This window comes from Mariniflexile aquimaris (assembly GCF_042676825.1).
Lineage (GTDB): Bacteria > Bacteroidota > Bacteroidia > Flavobacteriales > Flavobacteriaceae > Mariniflexile > Mariniflexile aquimaris.
Window position 1 is genome coordinate 1,181,718 of record NZ_JBHTIB010000012.1, and the last position, 26,798, is coordinate 1,208,515.

Genomic DNA, 26,798 nt, shown 5'->3' on the forward strand with positions numbered 1-26,798 from the left:
AACGTTTTTAACAATTTACACCTTATTTGTTCAATTCTAAACTTGCCATAATGAAAGGTCCGGTTCCTTTTGGGTCGTTAGGACGAATAATTTCGTTCACATAATATTCAAATGATCCATCTCTGTATGGATTTCCGCCTAAGCCCGCAACCCCACAAACTTGATTAAGGTTTACAACACCATTCTGTTCGATGGAAATTAGATTGTCTATAATACCGGTATACGCTTTATTAGCAACTTGTAAATAGTGTTCTGGTAAATACCCTTTACGAACGCCTTTTGCGAACGCATAAGTAAACATAGCCGTTCCTGAGGCTTCTAGATAATTACCTTCTCGATTGCCTTGGTCTAAAACTTGATACCATAAACCCGACTCATGTTGTACTTTGGTTACAGCTTCAGCAAATGAATTTAGGTACGATATTATTTTTGCACGACCTGGGTGTTCTTCTGGTAAAAAATCTAATACGTCTACCATTGCCATTCCATACCAACCCATGGCTCTGGACCAAAAATGTGGAGAGTTACCAGTTTCTTTATTTGCCCATTTTTGTTCTTTACTTTCGTCCCAACCATGATACAACAATCCGGTATTTTTATCGAGACTATGCTTTTGAATTAAATCGAATTGAAGTACGACATCGTCATAAATTTTTTGAACTTTCGATGCATCTTTTATATATTCTCTAGCGTAACGTGCGTGGAAAGGTTCCGCCATATACAACCCATCTAGCCACATTTGATATGGATAAATTTGTTTGTGCCAATATCCGCCATCGGATGTTTTGGGCTGCGATTCCATTTGGCTGTTCAAGGTTTCCATAGCTTTTAAAAAGCGTTCTTCTTTTGTTTTTGGGTACAAATACAAGAGCACATCTCCAGACTTAATCATGTCTAGATTTTGATTTGATAACTTGTATGTTAGAATGTTGCCCTTACTATCAATCAATTCGTTGGCGTAGGCGTAGATATAATCGTAATATTTTTGATTATTAGTTTGCTCGTAAACTTTAATACACGCAGACAACACCAATCCGTTGGTGTAACTCCAACGAGGTTTATCTACAAAATCGAGCATAGAGGCTTTTGGAACACGCTCTATTTCTGAAAGCATCATCCGTTCTGACCATTTTAGGTTTTCAGGAACTATTTTTTCTATTAGAGCGTTATCTTTTTGATTTGGTTTAGCATTTTTGCAGGCAATCGTGCATACGCTTATTGCCAACATAAAAAGTGTGACATATTTCATTTTCATCATAATTTCAATTTAATATATTCTTGCTTTCTAAGACTTCTAATTTAGCATCTAAATCTTGAATAAAGGCCTCTTGAGTTTTAATTCCATTTAATTCTTGTTCCCAAGCACCCAAAAAGTAATATGTTAATGGTTGTATTGATGGTTTAAAAATCACTAAATGGTCGTGCATCCCCGTTTTTTGTTCCGCTACTTCATCCAATTTGTAAAAAAGAGCCATTCCTAAATTATCTGGTGGACTTGCTAAAGTTTGTTTTCCATAAGTAGCAATGTATGCCCATTTAGAACCTACTTTTTTGATTAATGGAATTTCCTTAAACTTTACAATACCAGTACATATTCCTGTAACTTCTTTTGAAGGTGTTAAAGTAGCTTTTGTAAATCTATCATGAGAGTAAATGCTAAGTTTTGTGTTTAAATCGATACTCTCATTGCCAGACTCCCAACCTGTATACGAAATTTCTACAGTTGAACTAACATTCGTGTTTTCAATTTTGGCAAAGGTGTTTTTTACCTTTTGAAAATGCACTATGCTATCAGCTACTATACGTCCGTAGCCACCAATTCCCAATGATTTTCCAGCTTTTAAAATATCTTGCCCCCAATCTGAAGGTTCATGGTATGAATCAAATCCATCTTGACCAACATATGGCAAAACTAAAGAATCTACTTTTTTGCCAAATATATCGATGGCATTTCTCCAATCTAAATACAAGCGATAGCCAATTTGACCGTTTTCCCACCCCGGGCCTTCGTAACGAATAAACCAAGTGTGATCCGTATGTTCTTTTGGAACTTGAATTGCTTTTATGTTTTTAAAAGATGTGCCTCCTTTATATTCTTTATGCCCTCTTGAGCCATCAACCCACGCTCCACCTTGTGCAATGGAAAGTTCTGCATATGTTTTTAAGGAGGGTTTCTCATAACTAACTTCTTGCTTTGATTTACATGAAAATAAATGAAAAAATACAAGAGACATGATAAATGTAACTTGTATACATGAATTTCTATTTGGTTTCATATTGCTTTCCGTTTATAGTGGTATTTTTAAATATGACTGGCTCAGAGTTTTCTACAGACATGGGTGTTTCTGTATTTTTTATATGAACATTTGTAAACGTTACATTTTTTACAAAACTTTCAGGCCTGCCTTTAATAAGTATTCCATATTTACCACCGTTTTCTACTTGAATATCTTGTAAATGTATGTTTTTAACTGAGGGCATAAAATTGCCTTCTTGTGGTCCGTAAATTGCATAGTACATATTAATTCTTAATACGGCTTCTTTTACCTGACCAACCTGAATGTTTTTTACATAAACGTTCTCTACAAAACCGCCTCTTAAAGTATTGGTTTTTATCCGTATAGCTCGGTCTAATTCTGGGCTATTCATTTTGCAATTTCTAACATATACATTTCTAACTCCAGCAGAAATTTCACTACCCATTACCACACCCCCATGGCCGTCTTTCATATCGCAATTTTCGACAACTATATTCTCACTCGGGATGTTAACCACACGACCATCGTTATTTCTACCAGACTTGATAGCAATACAATCATCACCAGTATCAAAAACACATTTGTTTATATGTACATTTTTTGAGTACTCCGGGTCACAACCATCATTATTTGGTCCATGACTTCTAACGGTCACTCCTTCTACCCTAACATAATTACATTTTATAGGATGTATTACCCAAAACGGCGCGTTAGTAAACGTCACCCCTTGAATCAATACATTGTCACACTCAAAAGGCTGTATAAATAAAGGTCTTAATTGATACCCTTCCCCAAAAACACGTTCAGAAACCGGCGTGTTATTTTCAGACATGGCCCATAACCTTGGTAAATTATGCTCGTCTTTCTGTTGAGGTGTGCCTTTTACATATCCATATTCTTCCTTACTGCACCAAGGCCACCAATTGGCATTACTAGCTTGACCATTAAAAACTCCATTACCAGTAACTGCAATATTTTTTTGCTTATAGGCATAGATTAACGGCGAATAATTCATTAATTCCTGACCTTCATAAGACGTATGTACTACGGGCAAATAATCTTTCGCATTTGTAGAAAATAACACTTCTGCACCTTCTTCTAAATGAAGATTAATATTACTTTTTAAATGAATTGGGCCCGTTAAAAATTTACCAGAAGGGATAATTACTTTACCACCTCCAGCTTCGCTACAAGCCTCAATAGCCTTTTTAATGGCGTCACTATTATTAGTTTCTCCATCTGAAATAGCTCCGAAGTCGACAATATTAAATGTGTTATTTGGAAATTCTAGCGTTTTTATTGAAGCAATGATTTTGTCAGCTTCATCAAAAGCAGAAGTTTCTTTAGTTACCTTTTCATTTGATTTGCAAGCACTAAAAGTAACTGTAAATAAAGACATACATATTAAACTAAATACTAAATAAGGACCGTTCATATTCATAAAATTCTTTTTGTTTTAATTATTTCAACTTTAAGTTATATTAAAAGAGGCATGCAAAATTACATACCTCTTAAATATTAATAACCTAGGTATTTAGGTTGTTAAAGTCTCCATCGTGGATCTCCAACCTGATCATCTTTTAAGGTTTGGTTTGTAATTGTAAAATTACCTGCAGCTGCATTAACAAAACCAGGATTTAATGTAGTTCCAGAATCATCCACTTTATTATTAGAAATTGTAGTATCAAGAAAACTTGGCGCATTATAATAATTATTTTTTGAAAACGTAGGAGCTGAAGTTGTACTTTGATTTGAATGTATTCCTAATGTTTCTGCAAAGATATTATTACGAACGGTAATTACATTTGCATTAAATCGGATATATAAAATTCTTCGACTAGTACTGTTAGACACGCCATATAAAGTACATTTTTCTAGTAACACATTAACCGTTGCGTTGCCATTTGAAGTGCCCGCCGCATCGATTCTAAAAAAATCACGACCTGGAGCACAATTGTTAAACGTACTCGTATTTACAGTTACATTGAGCACATCTGAATTTCTAAAATCAATAAAATCGCCACCATTGGTTAAAATGTTAGTTGCTATACAATTTTCAACTTTAATAGTTTGCACAATGGCATCGGTAACATTACCAGCTATAAAAGAACGATCAAAATCATGTACAACGCAACCACTTATTAATAGCGAATTATAATTACCAGCTCCCGTATATCTAACAACATCTGTTAAATCTAGAGGTGTATTACCTGTAAGATCTAAATCAATTAAACTTACATCTGTGGCTCCAGAAATAATAGAAAAACTTACTCTTAATCGAGGTTTAAAATCTCGTCTTAATCCTTGTATAGTAATCGATTTATCTAAAGTTATGGTACCTGTTTGTGCCGTGTAATCACCTTGCTCTAATAACAAAATGTCTCCTGGTGCCGCATCGGCAATCATTTGAAATAAATCATCAGTAGGTAATACCAATGTATTGTCTCCAACATCAATACCCGTTGTAAAAGATGCTGTACCTCTTATTTTAGCGCCATTTAACAATTTTGCTGTATAAGCAGTCTCACCTGTTAAACCAGTAACAGTAGCAACTCCTTCTGTTTTCTCTTGTGACGTAATAACATGAGTAATATCTCCTGGTTGAAGCACTAACTGTGTAACATTACTGTTTGCCACCCATCTAAATGTTGTTTTAGTTGCGGCCACATCACCCGGTTCAAAAGGTAACATAAGTTGTTCTGTTAAGGTTGTCGCAGTTGCCACAGCCCAAGTAGAATCTTCTAAACCTATTGCACTGATTGCTTTAACTCTTATAGAATAAACAGTTTCTCCTTCTAAAGCAATTTGAATTGGTAATTGATTAGGAGTAACATCTACTGCTTTATATATAGTACCGAAATTTGGATCGTCGGCACTAAATTCAACCACATACTTGGATACATTGGATCGTACAGTCCAATTTAGTTCTACTGTGGTTTGATTTCTAATTTTAGCCGTTAAAGCAACGGGAGCAAATGCTCTATTCACATCTAAATCATTAATCACCTCTTCATCATAACCACAACTAGTAATGGCGAATGTTAGGCAGAGAATGAATAATACTTTTAATATATTTTTTGTTTTCATATGTTGATATTTTTTGTTTTTTATGGTATTATGCTATTCGCTAATCTTCATTGGTGTTTACACCCAATTTTCGGTTCAGCTCATTTCATAATCATAATAACTTATTTTAAATATTATAAATTCTTAATAGTTATAATCGTTAACCAATTTACCATTACTTCCATCTAGGAACACTTGCCAAATAGGCCAAAATTGTCTGTTATCAGGATTAACTCCAGTTTTGAAAAGCGAATTTACTTTAATATCGGTTAATGAATTCCAAGTTTTGGCTGAGTAATCTGCTCCAGGGTTTAAGCTTTCTCCTCTATTTAAACCATAAATTTCAAGAGATTCATTGTCCGCTTTATATTTAAAATATAGTGTCGTTGGCACATCTGCATATTCACCGGTACGGTTTTTAAAATTAGCCATTTTAACTTTTGCCTGTTCTAAATTTGTTTTTAGCAAATTCCATCGAATTAGAGCTTGTTTACGCTCCATTTCTCCAGTAAATTCGAATTTATGTTCATCCACAATGGCATTGAACATAGCTTGCTTAGAGCTAAGAGCATCCACATAAGCTTCTACTTTTACGGCGTGATTAGCTGGCGCAAAAGCTCTTCTACGAAGTTCTTTTAAATATGGTGCGGCGGCGGCAGGTCCTTCTATTTCATTAGCAGCTTCAGCAGCAATTAAAAGTACCTCGGCATAACGCATATATATTTTATTCACACCATCATCGTTAGTTGAAGTTACAAAGCGATTCATCCATTCGTAACGATACTTACCAAAATTCCATGTATCAGAACTTATTAATTCTTGTTTTGAAACCCCACTTGTAGCAGTACCCCATTGGTAAGGGACACAGGTTACGTCTCTGCGTAAATCTGATTGATCATAGTCATAAAATACAGTAGGTAGCGGTCCTGCAATACCACCTCTAGCTTGACCAGTATACTGATCTACACTTCGGTGACGAACGGCAAATGAAAACAATACTCTTCCGCGACCATCTGCAAAAGGAATTTCCCAGAGCGATTCACTTCCAGCAGTAACATTTTCTTGATTGTATTTTTTCCAAAAAGATTCGAAGGAAGGATCTAAACTAGCTCTTCCACTATTAATAACATCTTTACATTCATTAAGTGCTAATTGGTACATAGCTGATACAGAAAGTTCCGGATCGGTACTTCTACGAACTGCATCTGGGTATTGCTGATAGCCGCTAGCTACCATTGCTAAACGCGCTCTAAACCCTTTTACAAACGCTTTATTAATACGCTCTACAGTAGTAGTAGCAGCAGTTTCATTAGGCCATGCAACCAAAGTAGAAGCTTCTCCTAAATCTGCAATAAGTTGTTTATAAATTATATCACGGCTTGATTTTTCCAGATATAAGGTTTCTGAATTGATAGGCTCAAAACGCGCTGGTACATCGCCCCAGGCTTTCATTAAATCTGCATAATAGATAGCTCTAAGTGTTAGAGCTTCACCTAACAATTGACCTAGTTCCGTTCCTGGTTCTGGGTTTCCAAAAGTACGTAATCCTCTTATGCATATATTTGCACGCTCAATACCTGTATACATTTGCGACCAAGCATTATTCTCGGTATTCATCTGCGAATTACTAGGTTTAGCATCGTAAATCATAAGATCTGCTTGAGCATCGTTCTCTTTATCAGAGTTAAGGTTCCATTCTGTATCGGTATTAAATCCGTAAAACGGTATAAAACGTCCTCTATAAGAGTTAGTTTGGCCAAATGGTTCTTTAATGCCATCTACAGCGCCTTTAGCTAATCCAGCATTAGAAAAAATTATAGATTCGTCTAATGTTGATTTTGCTGGTGCTTCTAAGAAATCTTCCTGACACGAGGTGAAAAGACCAGCTATTATTCCAAAAATTATTATAAATATTTTTTTCATCTTCTATTCTAAATAATGGTTAATTAAAAATTAAGGTTTAAACCAAAAACCAATGATCTACTTCTTGGGAATGGTGAATAATCTACACCAGGTGTTAGAGGTGTTTTTCTTCTTGTAGAAACCTCTGGATCGAGTCCTGAATAGTTTGTAATAATGAATACATTATTAGCTGTTACATATAGTCTTAATTTAGAAAGTCCCATTTTAGAAGTGATAGACTCCGGAGTTGAATATCCTAAAGTAAGGGTATTTAATCTTAAAAAAGAACCATCTTCCACTGCCCAATCGCTAAAAACAAAATTGGTAGAATATGGTGACCACATCGTGGTGTTCTCATTAAGTGCTGCTAGCTGAGTAGGATCTGTTACTAAGGTTCCTGTAGTAACATCTAAATTTGTCCATCTATTGCCATCGGCCATTATTGTGCTTAAATTTCTATATTGCCCATTATTATTAGAGGTTGTAAACTCAATTTTATTTGCGTTATAAACATCATTTCCGACACTCCAGTTAAAAGCAGCTGATAAGTCAAAACCGTAAGCGTTCGCATTGATAGTCATACCACCAGAATGTTTTGGGTTTACATTACCTATTACAGTATTGTCATTAACATCCACTATTCCATCACCTGTTATATCTTTTAATTTCATATTTCCAGGTCTAGGTACTCCAACAATACCACTGTTGTTTGCAACTCCAGATTTTAGCGTATAAGCTCCGGTCAGTGCGTTAAAATCAAAGTCTGACACTTCGTAACGACCATCGCTTTTGTAACCATACATAATACCTAATGGCTGTCCAACATTTACAATGTAATCATTTCCTATTTGTGAAGATGCCCAGTTTGTATTAGCTCCAAAATCTTCTAATAAACCAAGTGAATTTACTTTGTTTTTATTAAACCCTACGTTGAACGAGAAGTTTAATCCGTAATCAGCTTTTTGTATTGCGGCAATACTTAATGATGCTTCTATACCCGTATTTTGAGTTTCTCCCATGTTCCTGTATTGTGTATCATAACCTGTTCCAGGTACGGGGAAGTTGATTAATAAATCGCTGGTAAGATTTTTATAAGCTTCAACCGATCCACTTATAACTCCTTTAAACAAATCAAAATCCAAACCAATATTTTGTGTCACCGTAGTTTCCCATTTTAAATCTGGGTTTGCTAAAGTTTTTGATGCGGCCCAATAATTACTTACACCATTTATGTACGTCGTATTACTTGACTGGAAATTTTGAACGGTTTGTCCAGAAGGGATATTATTATTTCCTGCTTCACCATAACTTAATCTTAATTTAAGAGTATTAATCCACGAAGCATCTTTTAAGAAATTTTCTTCCGACATTTTCCAAGCCACAGCGGCAGATGGAAAATAGCCCCATTGATTATCGCCTAAGAATTTGCTAGAACCATCGGCACGATATGTTGCAGTTACTAAATAACGGTTTTTATAATCGTAGTTTACACGACCAAAGAAGGACAATAATTTATCGTCTGGACTATAAAAATTATCAACGGACTGTGGTACGCCTTGACTTGTTAAATTTCTCGATGTATCAAAATCAAAAAACTTAGGTAGCCCTTGAATTTCAGAAGTTATTTCGTTTGATTTAGAAATAATCATTTCTTCACCAACAAGAAGTTTTAAACTATGTACATCTTTTGTTTCAAATAAATTCTTGAAGTCGTAATTTAATGTATTGGCATTTCTAAAACGTTCTCTTTTTTCATCGCTAATAAGAATAGATGGCAACCCTTGATTCTCTGCCGACGGTCTATTATTGGCATAATAGGTAGAGCGCCCGTAAAAACGGTAATCTAAATCATTACGATTGTCTAAACCTAAATCCATCTTAAATTGCAAATTATCAATTATTTCCCAACCAAAACTACCAAGTACGTTGTAGTTTTTTCTTAGTTGCTTGCGCTGATTATCATCTACAGCAACAAATGGATTAACTAAATAAGAAGACAATGCTTCGTCTGTATTGTCTGTAGTTAAACCAGGTAGCGGTATAGGTGAATACCCCACACTATGTCTCAAACGTGCATCGGCTGATGATATTTCATTTTGTTCGTTGGCACCACCTCCATTTATTTCAGTATCTGAATAACGGAAGGTAAATGTTAAATCTACTTTGTCATTAGCTTTACCCTTTAATGAAAGTGATAAGTTATCTCTTTTGAAATCTGATCCAATCATTATTGTTTTTTCATCATAATGAGCATAGTTAAAATTAAAATTAATTTTATCTGAACCACCACGAACTGCTAAATCACGACTTTGAACTTCGCCCATTTGGCCGTAAATCTGTTTTTGCCAATTGTTTCCTTTTAGCCCATTGTATTGATCTACATCTTGCCAAAGACCAAAAATATTTTCGTAAGTATCTAATCTGTCTCTAAGTAATGCATACTCATATTGCCATTTCACAAAATCTTCTGGTTCAAGCACATCTATGGTATTAGCTATTTTCTTTGCGCCATAAAACATATTAAAACTGGCAGATATTTTACCATCTTTACCACTTCTCGTAGTTATAATAACTACACCGTTAGCTCCTCTGGAACCATAAATAGCAGTAGAAGACGCATCTTTTAAAACTGTAATATTCTCAATATCAGAAGGAGTTACATCACTCATACTGTTCACAGGGAAACCATCAACAATTATTAAGGGCGAACTGTCTTGTGTTAAAGACCCTCCTCCACGTATTCTAATATTGACCTCAGCGTCGGGAGACCCCTCTGAAGATGTAACTTGCACTCCGGCTAAACGTCCTGTTAATGCTTCAGCAACGCTCGAAATAGATTGTTTTTTTAAATCATCGCCACCTATTGCAACAACCGAACCCGTTAAGTCCGATTTTTTAGAGGTACCATATCCAATAACTATAACTTCTTCTAATGCTTGCATATCTGGTTTTAAAAGTATGTTGACATTCGTTCTACCGGCTAAGTTAATTTCTTGAGAAATGTATCCAATATATGAAACCACTAGGGTTGCGTTAGGATTAACAGAATTTAGGGTATACCTACCATCAAAATCTGTAGATGCACCGTTTGTTGTGCCTTTTACAAGTACTGTAGCACCAGGTAAAGGACCACCCAAATCACCATCTGTTACAGTACCAGTTATCGTTTTACTTTGCCCATATACATTATGTGTACATATAAAAAGTATACCTATAATAAAAGGCAAAAAAGCCTTATTTATATGAGGCATAGTTCTTTCTCCTAATTTCAGATAGGATAAGAAATGTTCAAATAGAGAATGGTTTGTCATAAATAATTTGTTTAGTTGTTTAATATATAGTTTAGTATTTTGTTTAGTATTTTGTTTAGTATTTTGTTTAGTATTTTGTTTAGTATTTCTAAGTAATTTTTAGTTTTAAATTATTTCTATCTTAAATTACAATTTATAAATGAACAAAAATTCAATCTTCATATTATTGTAATAAATCACCTTACATTTATCCCTTCTAACACTTCATTAATCACTAAAATTACAGTTTTAAGCAACAACAAAATGTAATCGATTGCCCAAATATATAAAAAAAACCATTCACAGCAAATTATTTAAAATAAATATCAACATAAACGTCATTTTTAAGCGTAAATTTTAACAATAAATGTATTTTAATCTTCCAAACATAATAAATATTCAAAATAAAAATTATATTTGTAATGGATTACACAAGTATTCTTTGTGTCAAAAAGAACTATTTTTTTATGAGACAGTTATGTAAAATCAATATGAAAAATATATTATTTGTGTGTTTCATTTTAATGACTACCTATCCTATTGTTAGTCAAAATTATTATATGACCCAGCCAGAAGGATATGGTGTTGCAACCACTGGTGGCGGTAGTGTAACCCCCGTAACGGTAACTACCTATGCGGATTTAAAAGCAAAAATAAAGTTAACGACTCCTCAAGTAATTTTGGTTTCTGGCACTATTACATTTTCAGCTTCTGAATTACAAATTAGTGAAGTAGTTACTAATAAAACTATCATTGGGTTACCCGGTGCTAAACTTGTAAACCTAAATCAAACTGCCGCAGGCTCTGGTATTCTTAATCTAAAAGCTGGATCGAGCAATGTCATCATAAGAAATCTCATTTTTGAAGGACCTGGTGCCTGGGATATTGATGGTCGTGATAACCTTGGTGTTGAAGGTTGTGTAAATTTATGGGTAGATCACTGCGAATTTCAAGATGGGTTAGATGGTAATTTTGATATTAAAAATAATAGTGATAACATAACGGTATCTTGGTGTAAATTCACTTATCTTAAACCTCCAACAACAACGGGCTACGTTAGTGGTGGGACTCCAGACCATCGATTTTCTAACCTAATTGGATCCAGTTCTACTAATTTCCCTAATACCGATGGGCGTTTTAGTGTAACTTACCAGAATTGCTATTGGGCTGATGGCGTTAAAGCTAGGATGCCCCGAGCAAGAAATTCTGAGCTTCATATTTTAAATTGTTATTACAAAGCGATTATTCCTGGATCTGATCCTGAAACAACTATAACTAGCTCTGCTGCTTTAGGTTTAGGTGCTGGTCCAAACGGCACCACTTGCTTTGTTGATAATTCACATTTTGATAAGGTAGCAAATATTTATTCACCTGTAAATGAAGGCACAGGCTCCATAAGTTTAGCCTTTGATAATTGTCTAGGTGCCATCCCATCAAATGTTGGCACAATTATTCCACCCACGTATAACTATACTAAACTTGATGTTAACGATGTAGCAACTTATATACCAGATAATAATTGCGGCGCAGGCGCTACTTTACAAGTAACATCTAGCGGCGAAATGTCTAGTTGCGGTGGTAATTTAAGTTTAGCGGAAAAAGCCATTAAAATTGGTGTAACCTATTATCCAACGATAGTAGATGATATTTTACATATTGATTTTTCAAACCAATTAAATGGCATTGTAACTATTAAAATATACGCGATAGGCGGTCAAAACGTTTTTAATTATTCAAATGACATAACCTCTAGTAAGAAATTAGAACTGGATTTAACTAGTTTAGCTAAAGGATTATATTTGTGTAATTTACAAATTAAAGACCATGCTATCAATTGGAAAATAATAAAGAAGTAAAGACATCAATATTAAAGAGTATAGCGAGACTAATTTTGGTTTTAATAAAATTTTAATATCTAAAAAAATCGTAACTAATTATTAATAAATAGTTAGTTTTTTTATCATAATTTAGGTAATCGATTACATTTTGTGTTTTAACAAAATTATCTGCTATTTAAACATGTTCCTAAATCATAGTTTACCTACATATTAATTTTTAATAGACACTAACTAAACATTAAAACAATGAAAAAACTTACAGTCATTATTTTGATTCCTTTGATGCTATTCGTTTTTACGGCATTAGGACAAACAACCATTTCTTACAATTTAAAAGACCAATCTACATTTACAAATACTGGAGTACAATGGGATCCGGTTACCTCCACTACGAGTCCCGATGGAAAAATGCGTACTCAAGCTTCAACAACCCAATGGCATAGTTCAGGTTATGGCATTGTGTTCAAATCTGGTAATTCTCTAGAAATTGATGTTCCCGAAGGCCAGAATACAATTAGGTTCTACGGTTCAGTTTATAGTGCTGGCACCATGACCGGTGGAACGACTATCGGAGGAAGTGAATTAGGCGAAAAAGATGTAGATTTAGATAACCATTCAGGTATGGCAGATAAAACTGGATATTATGAATTTTCATATACGGGTGGCGCCATTACTTTATACTTCACATTTAGCGGTTCCAATGCTTACACCCCGGCCATAGATGTTACTAACCTAGTGGTTGCTATAGCAAAAACAGATGTTTGGGATTTTGGCGCTCAACAACTTGACAATGTACTTTATAACAACATGCTCACAGAAACTAAAATAAACGCTTGGTATGGCACCACAACTCCTGGCACAACAGGGGTTGTTTTACCATCATTTACAGAAGGTATCTTAGGATTTGTTTCCGGTTCAAATGATCGTCTTAGAACAACAAACACAAATCTCACTAGATATGATACCAACATTGCTAGCTCTGCAACCTATACAGGAAGAGTATATGTAAATTCTAACGGAGCAACTAGTAGATTTTTAACTTTAAATTTAAATGAAGATGATGAAGTAACTATTGCCACTAGAACCGATGCAGGAGGTTCATTAAATTTTCAGTATTTTCCTAACCCCGCTGCTCAAACAGAAGTGGTCTCAGTTCCAGCTGCCGAAACCATATTAAAATTTGTCGCCAAATCAGCTGGAGAATATCGTGTATTTGATACAGCAGGAAAACCAAGTTACTTTAGAGTCTATAGAAAAGCAGCCAACTATAAAACAATTTCTGGTACTATCGATGAATCTTTAGCCCCAAGTATTCCTAATGGCTATACCCTTAACTTTACAAATCAAGCGGGTAAAACGTTTTCTACAGTAGTATCAAGTGGCACTTATAGCATCAATTTACCTGCAGAATACAGCTACGACCTCAGTTTAGGTGGCGCAAATGGCTATGTAATATCTAATGGGCTTAGTTTAAATGTGACAGATTCATCAACTACTCACGATGTTACAGTAATACAAGTTGATTTATATACTGTAAGTGGTAATATTACTGGATTATCAGACTTAACAAATCTTGTACTGCATTTTACCCCAGATCCGGCAGAAAATAAAGTATACATTCCAATAATTTCAATTGATAAATCAGCGTTCACTTATAGTGTTAATTTAGAAGCTGGGGTTGAATATACCATTACCGCAGATAACGTAAATGATTTTGAAATTTTAACCAATACTTTAACTATTGGTACAGCAAATCAAACAGCAAATATTGATTTTACTCTAAAACCAATATATAATGTTACAATAAATACATTTGGACTAGACGCAACTCAAAAAAGTGCCTTAAATTTAACCTTTGCGAACAAAAACGAACCTAATTATTCATATAATTTTACAGATGTAACAGCAGTGGCTTTACGTAATGGGGTTTACACTTTAGCTTATTCTGGTCTTGACACCTATCCAATAGAACTAGCATTAACTTCGAATTTAACGATTTCAGGAGCCAATACCACAAAAGACTTATCTTTTATTCCTATTAGAGAATGGGTATTTAAAGATAGAAACATTTCGAATGCAACAGCTTATAAAGGTCTCGCTTTTACAGGAAGTGTTAATGTGCGCGGTTCTAGTGGCGATTTATTAGCATCTTCTGGAGCTACAATAAGCATTCCTGTTAAAGTAGGTGATAAAGTTCAAATAACAGATTACTATCAATCTAATTATTCTATTGAAGGAGGTGCGCCGATACAAAATACTTCTAACAGCACTAGCACAAAAATTACAACTGAATATATATATACAGGCACAACCGATGGGACTGTTACAATAACAACTGCAGGCACTTCATATTTTGTATCTATTAAGGTATTAGAAGTTGTCACATTTACACCCGTAATAACGGTTGGTACTGATAAAGATTATCAAACTATTAATAGTGCCTTAAATGCTATTGCGCTCATGAATCGTCCAAATAATGAACGAGTAACGGTCTTAATAGATCCAGGTAATTACGAAGAAATGCTAGTAATAAGCAGTCCTAATGTAACTTTAAAAAATGCGGCTTCTTCACCAAGTATTGCTATTTTAAATGCTGGTGTTAACATAGATGCAAATGCAGTAAGAATAACCTCATATTACGGTCAAAAGTATAATTTCTTCAGTCAGGGAACTGATAATAAATGGCATGCCGACGTTTTAGCCGTAAACAAAGATAATGGCTATACTACTTATGTTAACCAAGAAGGATCGGGTAACGGGTCTTCGTATTGGAACGCTACTGTGGTTGTTGCAGCAAATGGATTTACAGCCGAAGATATTATTCTTGAAAATTCATTTAACCAATATATATCACTTAAAGAGTCTCAAGATGTAGTTCAACCAAAAGCTTCAGACCCTGTTAGACCAACTAACTACGGAAATACAAGTGTTCAAAACAGAGCCGCTGGCTACGTAACTCAAGCAGCCGCTATAGGCATCGCGAACAATACAGATAAAGTAATTTTAAATAACTGTCGTGTTATTGGTCGTCAAGATTCTTTTTATGGCGGAGCAGGTTCTAGAGTTGTTGTTTACAAAGGTGCCATGATGGGAGCTGTTGACTATATTTTTGGTGGTATGACTGCTGTTTTTTACAAAACCGACTTTGTACTTAACACGAGTGATAGCAGTAGCGATGCTGCATACATTACCGCGGCACAGCAAACCAGTGGCAGAGGGTTTTTAATGTACGAGTGCCATATAAAATCGCCTATCCCAGGAATAGAAACTGCCTCTGTGAATGGTTCTAAACCAGGTTATTTTGGACGTCCATGGGCACCAACTTCTAGTGAAGTTGTATTTTATAATACAACAGTTGATGAATCTACCTATCCCGGTTCAGAAGGATTATCTCTAATTTCTCCCGTTGGCTGGACAAGTTCATTAGGTGGAGAATCAAATAAAATGTACGAGTTTGGCACAATTGAAAATGCTTCAGGTGTTAATAATTCTGGTAATCGTGCTTCGTGGTCTACTGTTTTAAATTCGCCTACTTTAACACATGACGGAACAAGCATTACCACTTTTAACTTTACAAAAGGAAATGATAATTGGGACCCCATATCACAATTAAATAGTTTAGCAGTTAATGATGTGCATAAATCCACTTCTAAAGTTAACATTGCTGCATACAACGGGAAAATATATATTTCAAATGTAAAAACAACGGCTCAAATAGACATTTACAACATCACGGGAGCGTTAATAAAATCATTTAAAACAAAAACAGATACCAATTTTAATTTTGAAAAAGGTCTTTATATCGTGACTGTTAATGATGCAGACGGGCAAAAAGCATTCAAATTATTGACACATTAATAGCTGCATTAAAAGTGAATCCTTTAGGGTGATAACCATATGGTTATCACCATTTTGTATTATTTAAGAAGAAACAGATTACTTTATAATGAAGACTTACTACGCATCAGCGATTAAACATGTATTTCAACGAATTAATTAAAGTGCTAAATAAGTTTAACAACACATGTCTATGTTAATTAAAAATAATTCTCTATTTTAGACAATCGATTACATTTAAATTACATAAAGTTATGTAATCGATAACACCAACTTTAATTACTAACACTAAAACTTTTTAAAACATGAAACAAAAATTACTTTTTCTTATTTTACCCGTAATTCTGTTTACGGCGACTTTACAAGCTCAAGATAAGGTTTGGGACTTTGGAAATGATGTTACTAATTTCCCGGTAGCAGCTGGATTTACTGATACTCAAATTAGAGATGGTTTAACCTTAGTTGGAGGAGGATCCCTTTATGCCACGGTAGAAGCCAATGCCTCAACATGGCCTGCTAGCCCAGGAGGAGGTTATACGTCTATAAATCGTTTAAAATCTGAAGGAAGTAGCTCTGTAAGCTCGGGATTACCTACCCGCAGATATATGCAATTTTCAGTGACTGGTCCTGTTTCAATAAAATTATGGTTTAGGTTTAGTGGAACTGGTACACCGCGTTCAGTAGAAGTTACCGACGCTTCTGGCACTGTAATTATGCGTCTTGATTCTCCAGGTAATACCGACACCCAATATTTAGAAGCAAATTATACGGGGGGTGCTGGAACAATATTAGTATTTACTGACAATAACGCAGTTAATTTTTATAAACTGGAAACAAGTAGCGCGTTACTCGGCTTAAACAAAAATATATCACCAGTATCTACAAATGTACAAGCGATTGGAAACAGAATTGTTGTTTCAAATGTAAAAACGAATTCTGAAGTAAAAATTTACAGTATTACAGGTGCATTAGTTAAATCGTTTAAAACTAACAATGAGACAGATTTCACTTTTAAATCTGGCTTATATATTGCAACGATTAAAACGAACGAAGGTCAAAAATCTGTTAAATTATTATTACATTAATAAATTAATTGCAAAACATAAAAAAAAAGGATATCCCAACGGGTATCCTTTTCAATATAAATAAACCAATTTTAAAAATGAAAAACTTAAAAAGGTCTTTAATATTTTCATTAATTTTAGTGTCATCAACCCATGCTCAAAAAATAAACGAAATTTCAAATGATTCTATTAAGACATATACTATCGAAAATTGTGTTAATCATTTTAATTTAGATAAATCAATCTCTACCCAAGTGGGTTATCAATATTGGTTTGCAGATAAAAATTTTTTAGATGGAAGAACCCTTAAATTGAGTGTCGTGGCTCCACATAAATCTACTCATGCCCCACACCAACACATTGAAGACGAGTTCTTTTTTGTTTTAGAAGGTACTGCAGAATTTTACCTTGATGGGAAAACCCAAACTGCAGGTGCATACACCAGTTTTTACTGTCCGTCCAATTCCATGCATGGTATCAGTAATGTTGGCGATACCGACTTAAAATATTTGGTCATTAAAAAATACGAACAGAATTAAATAAAAAGTAAGTACACATGAATTTTTTAAAAAGAAATATATTAACGCTATTTGTAACTTGTTTGGTTTCAACAATAATCCAAGCACAAATTCTTGACAAATCTTGGGAAAAAATAACCCAAATAGAAGAAGGTTCTTGGTTTGCATCGCAAGAAGCAAAGGACATAGCGGAAAATGTATTGCTTTACCAAAAAAACATAGGTGGTTGGGAGAAAAATATTCAAATGCATAAACCACTTTCTGATACAGAAAAAAAGAACTTATTAGCCTTAAAAGATACTCCTAAAGGATGCACCACCGATAATGGCGCCACATATAATGAAATACTATTCCTGTCTAAAATTTATAGACAAGTACCCGATGAACGATACAAGAAAGCATTTTTAGCAGGCTTAAACTATATTTTGGAAGCACAATATGAAAATGGCGGTTGGCCTCAATTTTATCCTCTAAAAAAAGGGTATTACACCCATATTACATACAACGACGATTCGATGGTACATATTCTCAATGTCCTAAAAGAAATTAAAAACAAAACCGATTACTTTTCAATTAAACCCTCTGAAGAAAACATCGAACGTGTAAAAACGGCATTCAATAAAGGTATTGATTGCATCATAAAAACACAATATAAACAAAATGGTGTCTTAACAAGTTGGTGCGCACAACACGATGAGAATACATTATTACCGGCGAAAGCGCGTGCCTACGAATTACCTTCTTTAAGTGGTAAAGAATCGGCTAAAATTGTGTTACTTTTAATGGACATTGAAAACCCTTCAAAAGAAATTATCACTGCTATAAATAGTGCTTATAACTGGTTTGAAAAAGTAAAAATTACAGGGCTAAAAGAAGAACGCGTTTACAATGAAGCAGGAAAAGTAATAGATAAAAAAATGGTGCCAGATGCCGATGCTCCTCCTCTTTGGGCACGTTTCATGAACTTAGACGATAATACGCCTTTTTTCTGTGATAGAGATGGTATAAAAAAAGCAACTTTGGCTGAAATAGGCGAAGAACGTAGAAATGGCTATGCGTGGTATACAAACCAACCAAAAGAAGTATTAAAAAAATACCCTAAATGGAAAGAGAAATATGATAATGCTCTTTCTGAAAAAAAAAAGTAAAAGCGCCAAAGGATGATTATAACATGGTGGTGGCCAAAGATGGAAGTGGCGATTTTACAACTATTCAGGATGCCATATATGCTTCAAAAGCGTTTCCATATCAACGCGTAATAATCAATATTAAAAACGGTATATATAATGAAAAAGTACATGTATATTCTTGGAATACGAAAATATCATTAATTGGAGAAAGCAAAGAAAACACCATTATTTCATTCGATGATTATTTTAATAAAATAGACTTAGGAAGAAATAGCACTTTTCATACCTCAACTCTATTGGTTGAAGGCAACGATTTTATAGCTAAAAATTTAACGATACAAAATACTTCTGGTCTCGTTGGTCAAGCGATTGCATTATCCGTAAATGCCAATAGATGCTATTTTGAAAACGTAGCTCTTTTAGGATATCAGGATACACTTTACACCGCCGGTGAAGATTTTAAACAGTATTTCAGGAACTGTTATATAGAAGGCACTACTGATTTTATATTCGGTGAAGCCACTGTTTTGTTCGAATCGTGCGAAATTCGAAGTAAAGCAAATTCCTATATTACAGCTGCATCAACACCTAAAAACCTAGCCTTTGGGTACGTATTCAAAAACTGTAAGTTAACTGCCGACGACAACGTGACCGAAGTTTATTTAGGAAGACCATGGCGGACGTATGCCAAAACGGTATTTATAGAATGTGACATGGGAGACCATATAAAACCAGAAGGTTGGCACAATTGGTCTAACAAAGAAGCTGAAACAAGTGCGTTTTATGCAGAATACAACTGTAAAGGAGAGGGCTTTAAACCAAAAAACAGAGTGCCTTGGTCTCATCAATTAAAAAAGTCTGAAGCTAAAAAATACACTATAGAGCGAATACTTGAAAATCAATCAGGAAACTCAAAAATAAAATGGCATTAATATTTCAACAACATTTTTTATCGATAAAATTTAAATAAAAATATTTCTCATGAATTCAAAAAATAAAAATAACCTAACGCGTAGAGAATTTGTAAAAAATTCTAGTCTCGCCTTAACGGGTTCCATGATTGCTTCCCCCGCTTTTAGTTCGGTTTTAAACAATCTTACAAAAAAGAAAAAAGTAGCTTTGGTGGGAACTGGAAGTCGCGGAAATTCATTCTTTGGAAAATTTTTAAAAGAAACCTATGGCGATGTTATCGAGTTTGTTGGTTTGTGCGATATTAATTCTGGTCGCGTCGCATTTTCAAAAAAATATATTGGTGTAGATTGTCCTACATTTACAGATTTTGATAAGATGTTGGACGCCTTAGAAATCGACTTACTAATGGTAACAACTGTTGATGCAACACACCATGAATTTATAATTAAAGGTTTAAATAGGAATATTGATGTTGTTACAGAAAAACCAATGACAACAGATGAAGAAAAATGCCAATTGATAATTGATGCGCAACGAAAATCGAAAGGAAAATTAATTATGGCCTTTAATTACCGCTATGGTAAAATTTTCACAAAACTTAAAGAAATTATTGATTCTAAAGAAATTGGCGATTTAATTTCGGTAGATTTAAACTGGTATTTAAATACATTTCATGGTGCCGATTATTTTAGGCGCTGGCACGGTTTAAGATCTCAATCTGGAACCTTGCTTTTACATAAATCTGCTCACCATTTCGATTTATTAAATTGGATGATTGGATCGGATCCGATTGAAGTTTATGCTAATGGCGCTCTGGAAAAATATGGCAAAAACAATGCTTTTAGAGGAGATAATTGCAGATCCTGCTCACATACTAAGGAATGTGATTTTTATTACGATATGACTAAAAATGAGCATTATATGAACCTATATGCAGCAAATGAAAAATATGATGGCTACATAAGAGATAATTGCTTATGGCGTGAAGAAATTGATATTTTTGATAAAATGTCGGTTTTAGTTAAATATGCCAATAATGTCGAGGTTACATATTCATTAACAACCTACTCTCCATTTGAAGGATTCCGTTTTGCCTTTAATGGGAAAGAGGGTCGATTAGAAACACATGAAGGTATTCCATGGCTTGAAGAAAATCCAGAAAATCAAGCGGAGCTCCACGAAAAAGAAATGGATAACACATCACATACTAAAAAAGAAGTGAAATTTCATGAAATTGTTACCCAACGTAATTTTGAAAATTATAAAAAAATAATGTTTCCTTACCTTAGATCTGGACATTGGGGCGGCGATAAATTAATGTTCGATGCCATTTTTAGGGACAAAAATTTAAAACCTACATTAAACCATGCAGCTAACGTTAGAGACGGATCTTTAGCTGTTTTAATTGGAATTGCGGCACGTAAAAGTATTGATTCTGGCAAATCAGTTAAAATTTCCGAACTAACAGATTTGATCCCTAAAGTAAATAAATGGTCATAAATTTTGTTTAATGCAAATACATACTCTAATGAAATCGAAAATATTGCTTTTACTACCCATATTAGTTTTGAGCCTAAATTGTATAGCTCAACGACCAACTATTTATATGATCGGTGATTCTACCATGGCAAATAAAAAAAATCCTGAGACTAATCCAGAACATGGTTGGGGACAAGTTTTACCAGAATTTTTTAAAAACACTTTAAAAATAGACAACAGAGCTGTAAACGGTAGAAGCACTAAAAGTTTTATCGCTGAAGCACTATGGGACTCTATATTAAAAACTTTAAAAAAAGGTGATTATGTATTTATACAATTTGGTCATAATGATCAAAAAATAAATGACCCAAAACGCTATACCAATCCACATACCAGTTACAGGATTAATTTAATAAAATTTGTTTTAGAAACACGCGAAAAAGGAGCAACGCCTATCCTAATATCGTCTATTGCAAGACGTAATTTTAATGAAACAGGTGTTCTAATTGATAGCCATGGTGCATACCCAATGGAAATGCGATTGGTTGCATATGAATACAAAGTTCCTTTTATTGATTTGCAATACCAAACAGAACAACTCGAGGAATTATATGGTGTCGAGGGTTCAAAAAAATTACATCTACATTTTGAACCAGGCGAAAACCCATATTACAAAGATGGAAAACATGATGATACACATTTATCAAAATTAGGCGCCACAGAGGTCGCTAAACTTGCTGTTCTTGAATTAAAAAAACAAGCACCTAGTTTGGTTAAATATATTAAATGACGTTTTTAACGTGAATTCATTTTATAAAAAAGGGTTCGATTTAATTAAAAACCGAACCCTTTTTAATTTTGACTAATTTAATTTTAAAGAGTCTTATTATTTTTTAATGATAATTTGTTTATGCACTCCTTGATTGGTTTGTACACTCACTAAATAACTTCCGCTACATAAATTACTAATATCTACCGTTTTTGTATTCCGAATACTTTTCACCAAAACCCCCATCATGTTGTAAATTTGAATTTGTTCAATATTAGCAAGTGATGCTATTTCAAAACTACTAGCAACCGGATTGGGATACAGTTTTAATTTAACAGCTTTGTTATCCTTTAAACCCAATGTATTATACACCGTTTTTATATAGAATAGGTTTGCTGTATTATTTTTTGTTATTGAATGTGAACCTGCAGGAATATCCGATATAGTAACAATGCCTCCCGTGGCAGTATAATCTACGTTATCGAATTTAATTTTACCAGTAAATGAAGAATCAAATACTAAAGTTAAGTTAGAAACTACCGTGGTTGTATATGTTATTGATGTAGCCGTTTCTATTTTCAACCGTCTTGTTAAAGTCAAACCGTCATAAGTTACAGAACCATTCGTAGAATTCATATTTCCTGAAATGCTGTAAAATGAGCTGACTTTTTCTGACACTGTGAAATTATGAACCTCCTCCCCTGTAGTACTACCAGGTGGAATTACCGTAATGGTTCCAGATTCTGAAATAGATGTGCCAATAGATCCAACTGTAGTTACGGAATAAGAAAAAGTTTCTGTTGGAGTACCTGTAATGGTGATTGTTTTTCCGGCTGTATCTTTCACATAACTTAGGCCAGATGCTGGCAATCCACTTACACTTACATCCGTAGCGTCGCCACCCCAGGTAAAAACTATTGATTCCATTGCATTACCTTCAATCACTTCTTGACTCGCATTGCTAGTTGTTACGATAAGTGAATGGGTACTTGGCACAGCTTCACCTTGTATATAAGCTAATTGTGTTTCGTAATTAACAAGAGCTGCTTTTAAAGGCGTATTGACTGCATACGATGCATCATCTGCTGGTACAAAGGTCCAATTAAAATCACCCCCGTTCATTCTCCCCGCATATTGAATAACTTTTGCTTTAGCATCTGTTGGTGAATCAGGAACTAAACTTCTAATGTAATCTGTGGCCGTTTTAGAAGCATCGGTGTCAAAATTATTATATATGTTGACTCCTTTAAACGATTTTACAGAACTGGGTACTACATCGGTTCTATTCATTACAACATAGGCATCAAAATCTACCAAAGAGCCATTATTTCCTGGTTTATCAAAAGTTGAATCACCGTACGCAACAAAGCGCATGGAGTTTGTACCATTATCGGCATCAAACGTATTATTAAATGCTTTTATAATACCTCCATCTTCACCAGAAAAAGTGCCTTGGTTATTTGGGTCGTTTAATTGTTTTGATTCGCTCCAAACATCAGTTCCCTGCATAGAAATCATCATAGGATTTTTGCTGTTCCGAAAATAGTTCCCTTCCACAAAAAGTGATGAGCCATTTGTGGATCCTGAACCATATTTTGCCACACCGTCGAAATAATTATTGTAAATATGTGCAGAATAATAACGCACTCGAGGGTGGCGAGAATCGGAGTGATCATACCAGTTATGATGGTATGTAATATATAAATCTGTATCACCACTTTCGCTTAACCCTAATAGATTACTTTTTCCTGAATCCCAAAAATGATTATATGAGAAGGTTACAAACTTAGATTTTTTACAATCAAGTGCTCCATCACCTTTTATTTGGTCGGCATCAGAACCAGCATCGCCATAAAAGAAATCAACATTATGCACCCATATGTAATCGTTGTTTTGTTGCAACCCAATATTATCACCTTCACTACTATTACAGTTCATTGTACCTAAATTACGAATTTCAATATTCGTCGCATTTTTAACACGAATACCCCATCCATCAGCTACAGCATCTTCACCAACACCTTCAAAAGTGATGTAACTAGACGCATTATTCTTATTTTCTATTACAACATCACCACTCAACAAATAACTTGGATCTGTAATTTGCCCAATTAATCGAACAATTAATGGACGCGTATCATTTCCTTTCTTATAACCATCCAATATAGTTTGTAGGCCTACACACGGATTCGCATTGGCTCCGGTAACCACCAGAGATATGGTATTTTTTGTTTCTTCTGTAATATAAAGAATGACAGCTCCTGCTTTAGGTGTGCCATCTAATTTATAGGCTCCAGGAACACGACCATTTGCAAAAGCAAATCCATTTCGATCGTGTGCTAATACCGTAATAGAAGCGGTAGTTGTTCCTATTGTTTCTTCGACTGCGCCAATAACAGCTTTTACAGTGATAGTGTAGTTGCCAGGTTTTAAACCTAATAAGTCAGCTCTAAAATAAGAACCATAACTTCGAATAAGTGGATTATCAATGTTTTGATTTGTAATCCCTTCCCCTGTATAATAAACATTATAACTTTCTACTCCAGAAACAGGCTCCCATTTTACATAAGCTGTTTCAAACCAACCCCCAAATTCTGTAATATTGACAGATTGTGACCAATTAAAAAAAGTGATCATCAAGAAGAATAAAGTAAGTAGTGATTTTTTCATGTTTTTATTTAAGTGTTATTTTATTTTGTTAGAAACTATACAGTTACAAAATCAAATCACAGATACATTATATTGTAATCGATTACACAAATTTAAACTAATTTTAAAACGAAACCACTAAATTTTAGTAAAATCGATAAAGTGCCGAGGCAACAACGTTTATATACTAATACTGTAATATTTTATTTATAATTTTAGAAGTCGCAATTTATTTATTATTAAATAAACTATATAAAATGGCATGAATTTGCGGAACATATAGTATAACACTACTAATTAACAACTATTTAATTTCAATACTCTAAAACAATTTATATCTCATTTCAAAATTAAAGCTATAATAAATCACTATTTATCACTACTCATATTATAACTTAATTTTACAAAAATACCACATTCCCAGTTTCAATATCATAACATGGAGAGCGACCATATTCATCCTTACCAGCTTTATTTACCGGCAAGTAGCGCCCTGTAATAAGTGTTTTTAGTTCTTGTAAATCTTTTTTGGTGGCTGGTTTGTTGTCTTGTGTGGTGAAGACTGTTTTTACAACTTCTACAACAGCAGCTCCAGCAGCTGCATTGCCAACACCTGCTAAACTCATTTTATCAACCTTTGCCTTAGGCAATCCTAAAAATTAATAACCTTATCAAGGGCTTCATCTGTATCACTTTGAAGGAAATTTGATTGATAAAGTATCGTGGTTGTAACCGACGAGTGTCTGTATAATTTTTGTAACATCTGGATGGGTATTTTGTCTCCAGAAATATTTCCAAAGCTATGTCGAGCGATATGCATGCTCATTTTTTTGTCTATTCCAGCCTTTTCGGCAACTAGCTCTAACCTTCTATTAAAATTCCTGGTGGCTGTTTTTATTCTGGTTCTAATCAATCTATTGTCGTTAGCATCTACGCCTTCCAGTTCCTTAAACAAAAACACAGAATCTTCATGTCTTTCTAGTTTATCTAAAATCTTTAAAACCTTATCTGGCACTTTTAATGAAACCAATTTATTGTTTTTGTTCATGCGATAATATAAGCGATTATCCATGAAATCTTTCCATTTCAATTGTAGTACATCACTAACTCTAATACCCGCAAAATAAAAGCTTAACAACCAAGCAGATAAGGCATAATCTTGAGCTTTCGTTAAATCTTTGATATTTTCTAATTTGGTTATCTCATCACTGTTTAAACCTATCTTTTTGGTTTCTGGAAATTTTATCTGGTATTTGCCTTTTCCAAAGGGATATAGCTTAACATCCGCAGTGGAGTTTGTTATTGCTAAATTAAAAATGGTTCTAATGCCAATCATATAATTTACTACAGTGCGCGTTGAGAGATTGCGTTTGCTAAGAAGAAAGTTTTCAAACATTTTAAGCAATTCTATATTAATTTCACTGAAAAGAAGTTTATCTTTTTTAAGAAATTCTTTAAAGACTTTTATACGCTTAGTTTCAATATCTAATTGGTGAAATTTTTTTCGCTCTTCGATGTTTTTTAAATAGACTTTTGCTACTGTAAAAAAATCACCTTCATTATTTGAAACCATTCGTTTCTTTATCTTTTTTGATGATAGATATTCGTCTTTTATTTCAGCATTTAAAAGACTTTTATTTGCTTTGGATAATTTGGTGATAATAAGCTGATTGATTTCTAAATGATCTGGATGAGAATTCTTGACACGACCATTTTTAGAATCCCATTGATTCATTTTTATTGCTTGCCCCAAATAAATATACGAAGGTTTTCTATCCTTAATAATCCTAATGGCTATAGGATACAGATTTTTAGAATTCGCTCTTTTTATCAAAAAAGGGGATACTGAAGACATAAGTGTTCGGTTTTAAATAAATTTACAATTCTTGAAATTAAAGCTCTGCTAAAACATAGCTAAAACATTATATGATATCAAACGCCATCATTTAACATCATACAATATTTATAAAGCCTTAATTAATTGATTTTAAAGGTGTTTACGCTTAAATGATGTACGTCCCTCTAAATTCATAACCCGGAGGTCGGGGGATCGTGCCCCCCTCTCGCTACTTGTAAACAAAGGGAA

Annotated in this window: 17 protein-coding genes; 8 read left to right on the forward strand and 9 right to left on the reverse strand. The window is 34.1% G+C overall.

Going from position 1 to position 26,798, the window contains the following annotated elements; translation table 11 throughout:
- Positions 1–22: 22 nt before the first annotated feature.
- The 6 genes from ACFQ0I_RS13235 to ACFQ0I_RS13260 all read right to left on the reverse strand — a co-directional run bounded on the left by ACFQ0I_RS13235 (position 23) and on the right by ACFQ0I_RS13260 (position 10,537).
- On the reverse strand, positions 23–1,258 hold the full coding sequence (locus tag ACFQ0I_RS13235) for a glycoside hydrolase family 88/105 protein (protein ID WP_379943001.1): 1,236 nt from the start codon (positions 1,256–1,258) through the stop codon (positions 23–25).
- Between the two features lie 4 nt (positions 1,259–1,262).
- Entirely contained in the window at positions 1,263–2,276 is a 1,014-nt protein-coding gene (locus tag ACFQ0I_RS13240; protein WP_379943003.1) for a DUF4861 family protein, read from the reverse strand.
- A complete protein-coding gene (locus tag ACFQ0I_RS13245; RefSeq protein ID WP_379943004.1) occupies positions 2,263–3,657 on the reverse strand; it encodes a glycoside hydrolase family 28 protein in 1,395 nt (464 codons plus the stop codon). Before ACFQ0I_RS13245 ends, ACFQ0I_RS13240 begins: the two co-directional genes overlap by 14 nt.
- 143 nt (positions 3,658–3,800) lie before the next feature.
- Positions 3,801–5,345, reverse strand: coding sequence for a DUF5123 domain-containing protein (locus ACFQ0I_RS13250; RefSeq protein WP_379943005.1), 1,545 nt, complete (start codon positions 5,343–5,345; stop codon positions 3,801–3,803).
- A 123-nt stretch (positions 5,346–5,468) separates the two neighbouring features.
- The gene (locus tag ACFQ0I_RS13255) at positions 5,469–7,247 is read right to left on the reverse strand and encodes a RagB/SusD family nutrient uptake outer membrane protein (protein WP_379943007.1); all 1,779 of its coding nucleotides are present in this window, start codon (positions 7,245–7,247) and stop codon (positions 5,469–5,471) included.
- A 23-nt stretch (positions 7,248–7,270) separates the two neighbouring features.
- Positions 7,271–10,537, reverse strand: a complete 3,267-nt coding sequence (locus ACFQ0I_RS13260) for a SusC/RagA family TonB-linked outer membrane protein (protein ID WP_379943009.1) — start codon at positions 10,535–10,537, stop codon at positions 7,271–7,273.
- A 470-nt stretch (positions 10,538–11,007) separates the two neighbouring features.
- Here ACFQ0I_RS13260 and ACFQ0I_RS13265 point away from each other — a divergent pair, with 470 nt between their 5' ends.
- The 8 genes from ACFQ0I_RS13265 (at position 11,008) to ACFQ0I_RS13300 (ending at position 22,084) form a co-directional block, all read left to right on the forward strand.
- Positions 11,008–12,372 carry a pectate lyase family protein gene (locus ACFQ0I_RS13265; protein ID WP_379943011.1) on the forward strand — a complete coding sequence of 455 codons (1,365 nt, stop codon included), beginning with the start codon at positions 11,008–11,010 and terminating at the stop codon, positions 12,370–12,372.
- 228 nt (positions 12,373–12,600) lie between these two features.
- Positions 12,601–16,212 carry a pectinesterase family protein gene (locus ACFQ0I_RS13270; protein WP_379943014.1) on the forward strand — a complete coding sequence of 1,204 codons (3,612 nt, stop codon included), beginning with the start codon at positions 12,601–12,603 and terminating at the stop codon, positions 16,210–16,212.
- 284 nt (positions 16,213–16,496) lie between these two features.
- Positions 16,497–17,276 carry a T9SS type A sorting domain-containing protein gene (locus ACFQ0I_RS13275; RefSeq protein ID WP_379943015.1) on the forward strand — a complete coding sequence of 260 codons (780 nt, stop codon included), beginning with the start codon at positions 16,497–16,499 and terminating at the stop codon, positions 17,274–17,276.
- A gap of 77 nt (positions 17,277–17,353) precedes the next feature.
- Entirely contained in the window at positions 17,354–17,794 is a 441-nt protein-coding gene (locus tag ACFQ0I_RS13280; RefSeq protein ID WP_379943017.1) for a cupin domain-containing protein, read from the forward strand.
- A gap of 17 nt (positions 17,795–17,811) precedes the next feature.
- Positions 17,812–18,921: a pectate lyase gene (pelA, locus tag ACFQ0I_RS13285; protein ID WP_379943019.1), complete on the forward strand. Its 1,110-nt coding sequence runs from the start codon at positions 17,812–17,814 to the stop codon at positions 18,919–18,921.
- Between the two features lie 23 nt (positions 18,922–18,944).
- On the forward strand, positions 18,945–19,835 hold the full coding sequence (locus ACFQ0I_RS13290; protein WP_379943021.1) for a pectinesterase family protein: 891 nt from the start codon (positions 18,945–18,947) through the stop codon (positions 19,833–19,835).
- 49 nt (positions 19,836–19,884) lie between these two features.
- Complete coding sequence (locus ACFQ0I_RS13295; protein WP_379943022.1) at positions 19,885–21,315, forward strand: Gfo/Idh/MocA family protein; 1,431 nt, start codon at positions 19,885–19,887, stop codon at positions 21,313–21,315.
- Positions 21,316–21,343: 28 nt separating this feature from the next.
- On the forward strand, positions 21,344–22,084 hold the full coding sequence (locus tag ACFQ0I_RS13300) for a rhamnogalacturonan acetylesterase (protein ID WP_379943024.1): 741 nt from the start codon (positions 21,344–21,346) through the stop codon (positions 22,082–22,084).
- Positions 22,085–22,180: 96 nt separating this feature from the next.
- Here the strand turns inward: ACFQ0I_RS13300 and ACFQ0I_RS13305 are convergent, their stop codons facing one another.
- The 3 genes from ACFQ0I_RS13305 to ACFQ0I_RS13315 form a co-directional block, all read right to left on the reverse strand.
- Complete coding sequence (locus ACFQ0I_RS13305; protein WP_379943026.1) at positions 22,181–24,733, reverse strand: pectate lyase family protein; 2,553 nt, start codon at positions 24,731–24,733, stop codon at positions 22,181–22,183.
- A 380-nt stretch (positions 24,734–25,113) separates the two neighbouring features.
- Positions 25,114–25,362, reverse strand: coding sequence for a hypothetical protein (locus ACFQ0I_RS13310; RefSeq protein ID WP_379943028.1), 249 nt, complete (start codon positions 25,360–25,362; stop codon positions 25,114–25,116).
- Positions 25,363–25,364: 2 nt separating this feature from the next.
- Positions 25,365–26,567: a tyrosine-type recombinase/integrase gene (locus ACFQ0I_RS13315; protein WP_379943030.1), complete on the reverse strand. Its 1,203-nt coding sequence runs from the start codon at positions 26,565–26,567 to the stop codon at positions 25,365–25,367.
- Positions 26,568–26,798 lie beyond the last annotated feature (231 nt).

Coding starts and splice junctions, on each gene's coding strand:
- ACFQ0I_RS13235 (WP_379943001.1), bottom strand. CDS start 1,258: ATGATGAAAATGAAATATGTCACACTTTTTATGTTGGCAATAAGCGTA.
- ACFQ0I_RS13240 (WP_379943003.1), bottom strand. CDS start 2,276: ATGAAACCAAATAGAAATTCATGTATACAAGTTACATTTATCATGTCT.
- ACFQ0I_RS13245 (WP_379943004.1), bottom strand. CDS start 3,657: ATGTCTTTATTTACAGTTACTTTTAGTGCTTGCAAATCAAATGAAAAG.
- ACFQ0I_RS13250 (WP_379943005.1), bottom strand. CDS start 5,345: ATGAAAACAAAAAATATATTAAAAGTATTATTCATTCTCTGCCTAACA.
- ACFQ0I_RS13255 (WP_379943007.1), bottom strand. CDS start 7,247: ATGAAAAAAATATTTATAATAATTTTTGGAATAATAGCTGGTCTTTTC.
- ACFQ0I_RS13260 (WP_379943009.1), bottom strand. CDS start 10,537: ATGACAAACCATTCTCTATTTGAACATTTCTTATCCTATCTGAAATTA.
- ACFQ0I_RS13265 (WP_379943011.1), top strand. CDS start 11,008: ATGAAAAATATATTATTTGTGTGTTTCATTTTAATGACTACCTATCCT.
- ACFQ0I_RS13270 (WP_379943014.1), top strand. CDS start 12,601: ATGAAAAAACTTACAGTCATTATTTTGATTCCTTTGATGCTATTCGTT.
- ACFQ0I_RS13275 (WP_379943015.1), top strand. CDS start 16,497: ATGAAACAAAAATTACTTTTTCTTATTTTACCCGTAATTCTGTTTACG.
- ACFQ0I_RS13280 (WP_379943017.1), top strand. CDS start 17,354: ATGAAAAACTTAAAAAGGTCTTTAATATTTTCATTAATTTTAGTGTCA.
- pelA (WP_379943019.1), top strand. CDS start 17,812: ATGAATTTTTTAAAAAGAAATATATTAACGCTATTTGTAACTTGTTTG.
- ACFQ0I_RS13290 (WP_379943021.1), top strand. CDS start 18,945: ATGGTGGTGGCCAAAGATGGAAGTGGCGATTTTACAACTATTCAGGAT.
- ACFQ0I_RS13295 (WP_379943022.1), top strand. CDS start 19,885: ATGAATTCAAAAAATAAAAATAACCTAACGCGTAGAGAATTTGTAAAA.
- ACFQ0I_RS13300 (WP_379943024.1), top strand. CDS start 21,344: ATGAAATCGAAAATATTGCTTTTACTACCCATATTAGTTTTGAGCCTA.
- ACFQ0I_RS13305 (WP_379943026.1), bottom strand. CDS start 24,733: ATGAAAAAATCACTACTTACTTTATTCTTCTTGATGATCACTTTTTTT.
- ACFQ0I_RS13315 (WP_379943030.1), bottom strand. CDS start 26,567: ATGTCTTCAGTATCCCCTTTTTTGATAAAAAGAGCGAATTCTAAAAAT.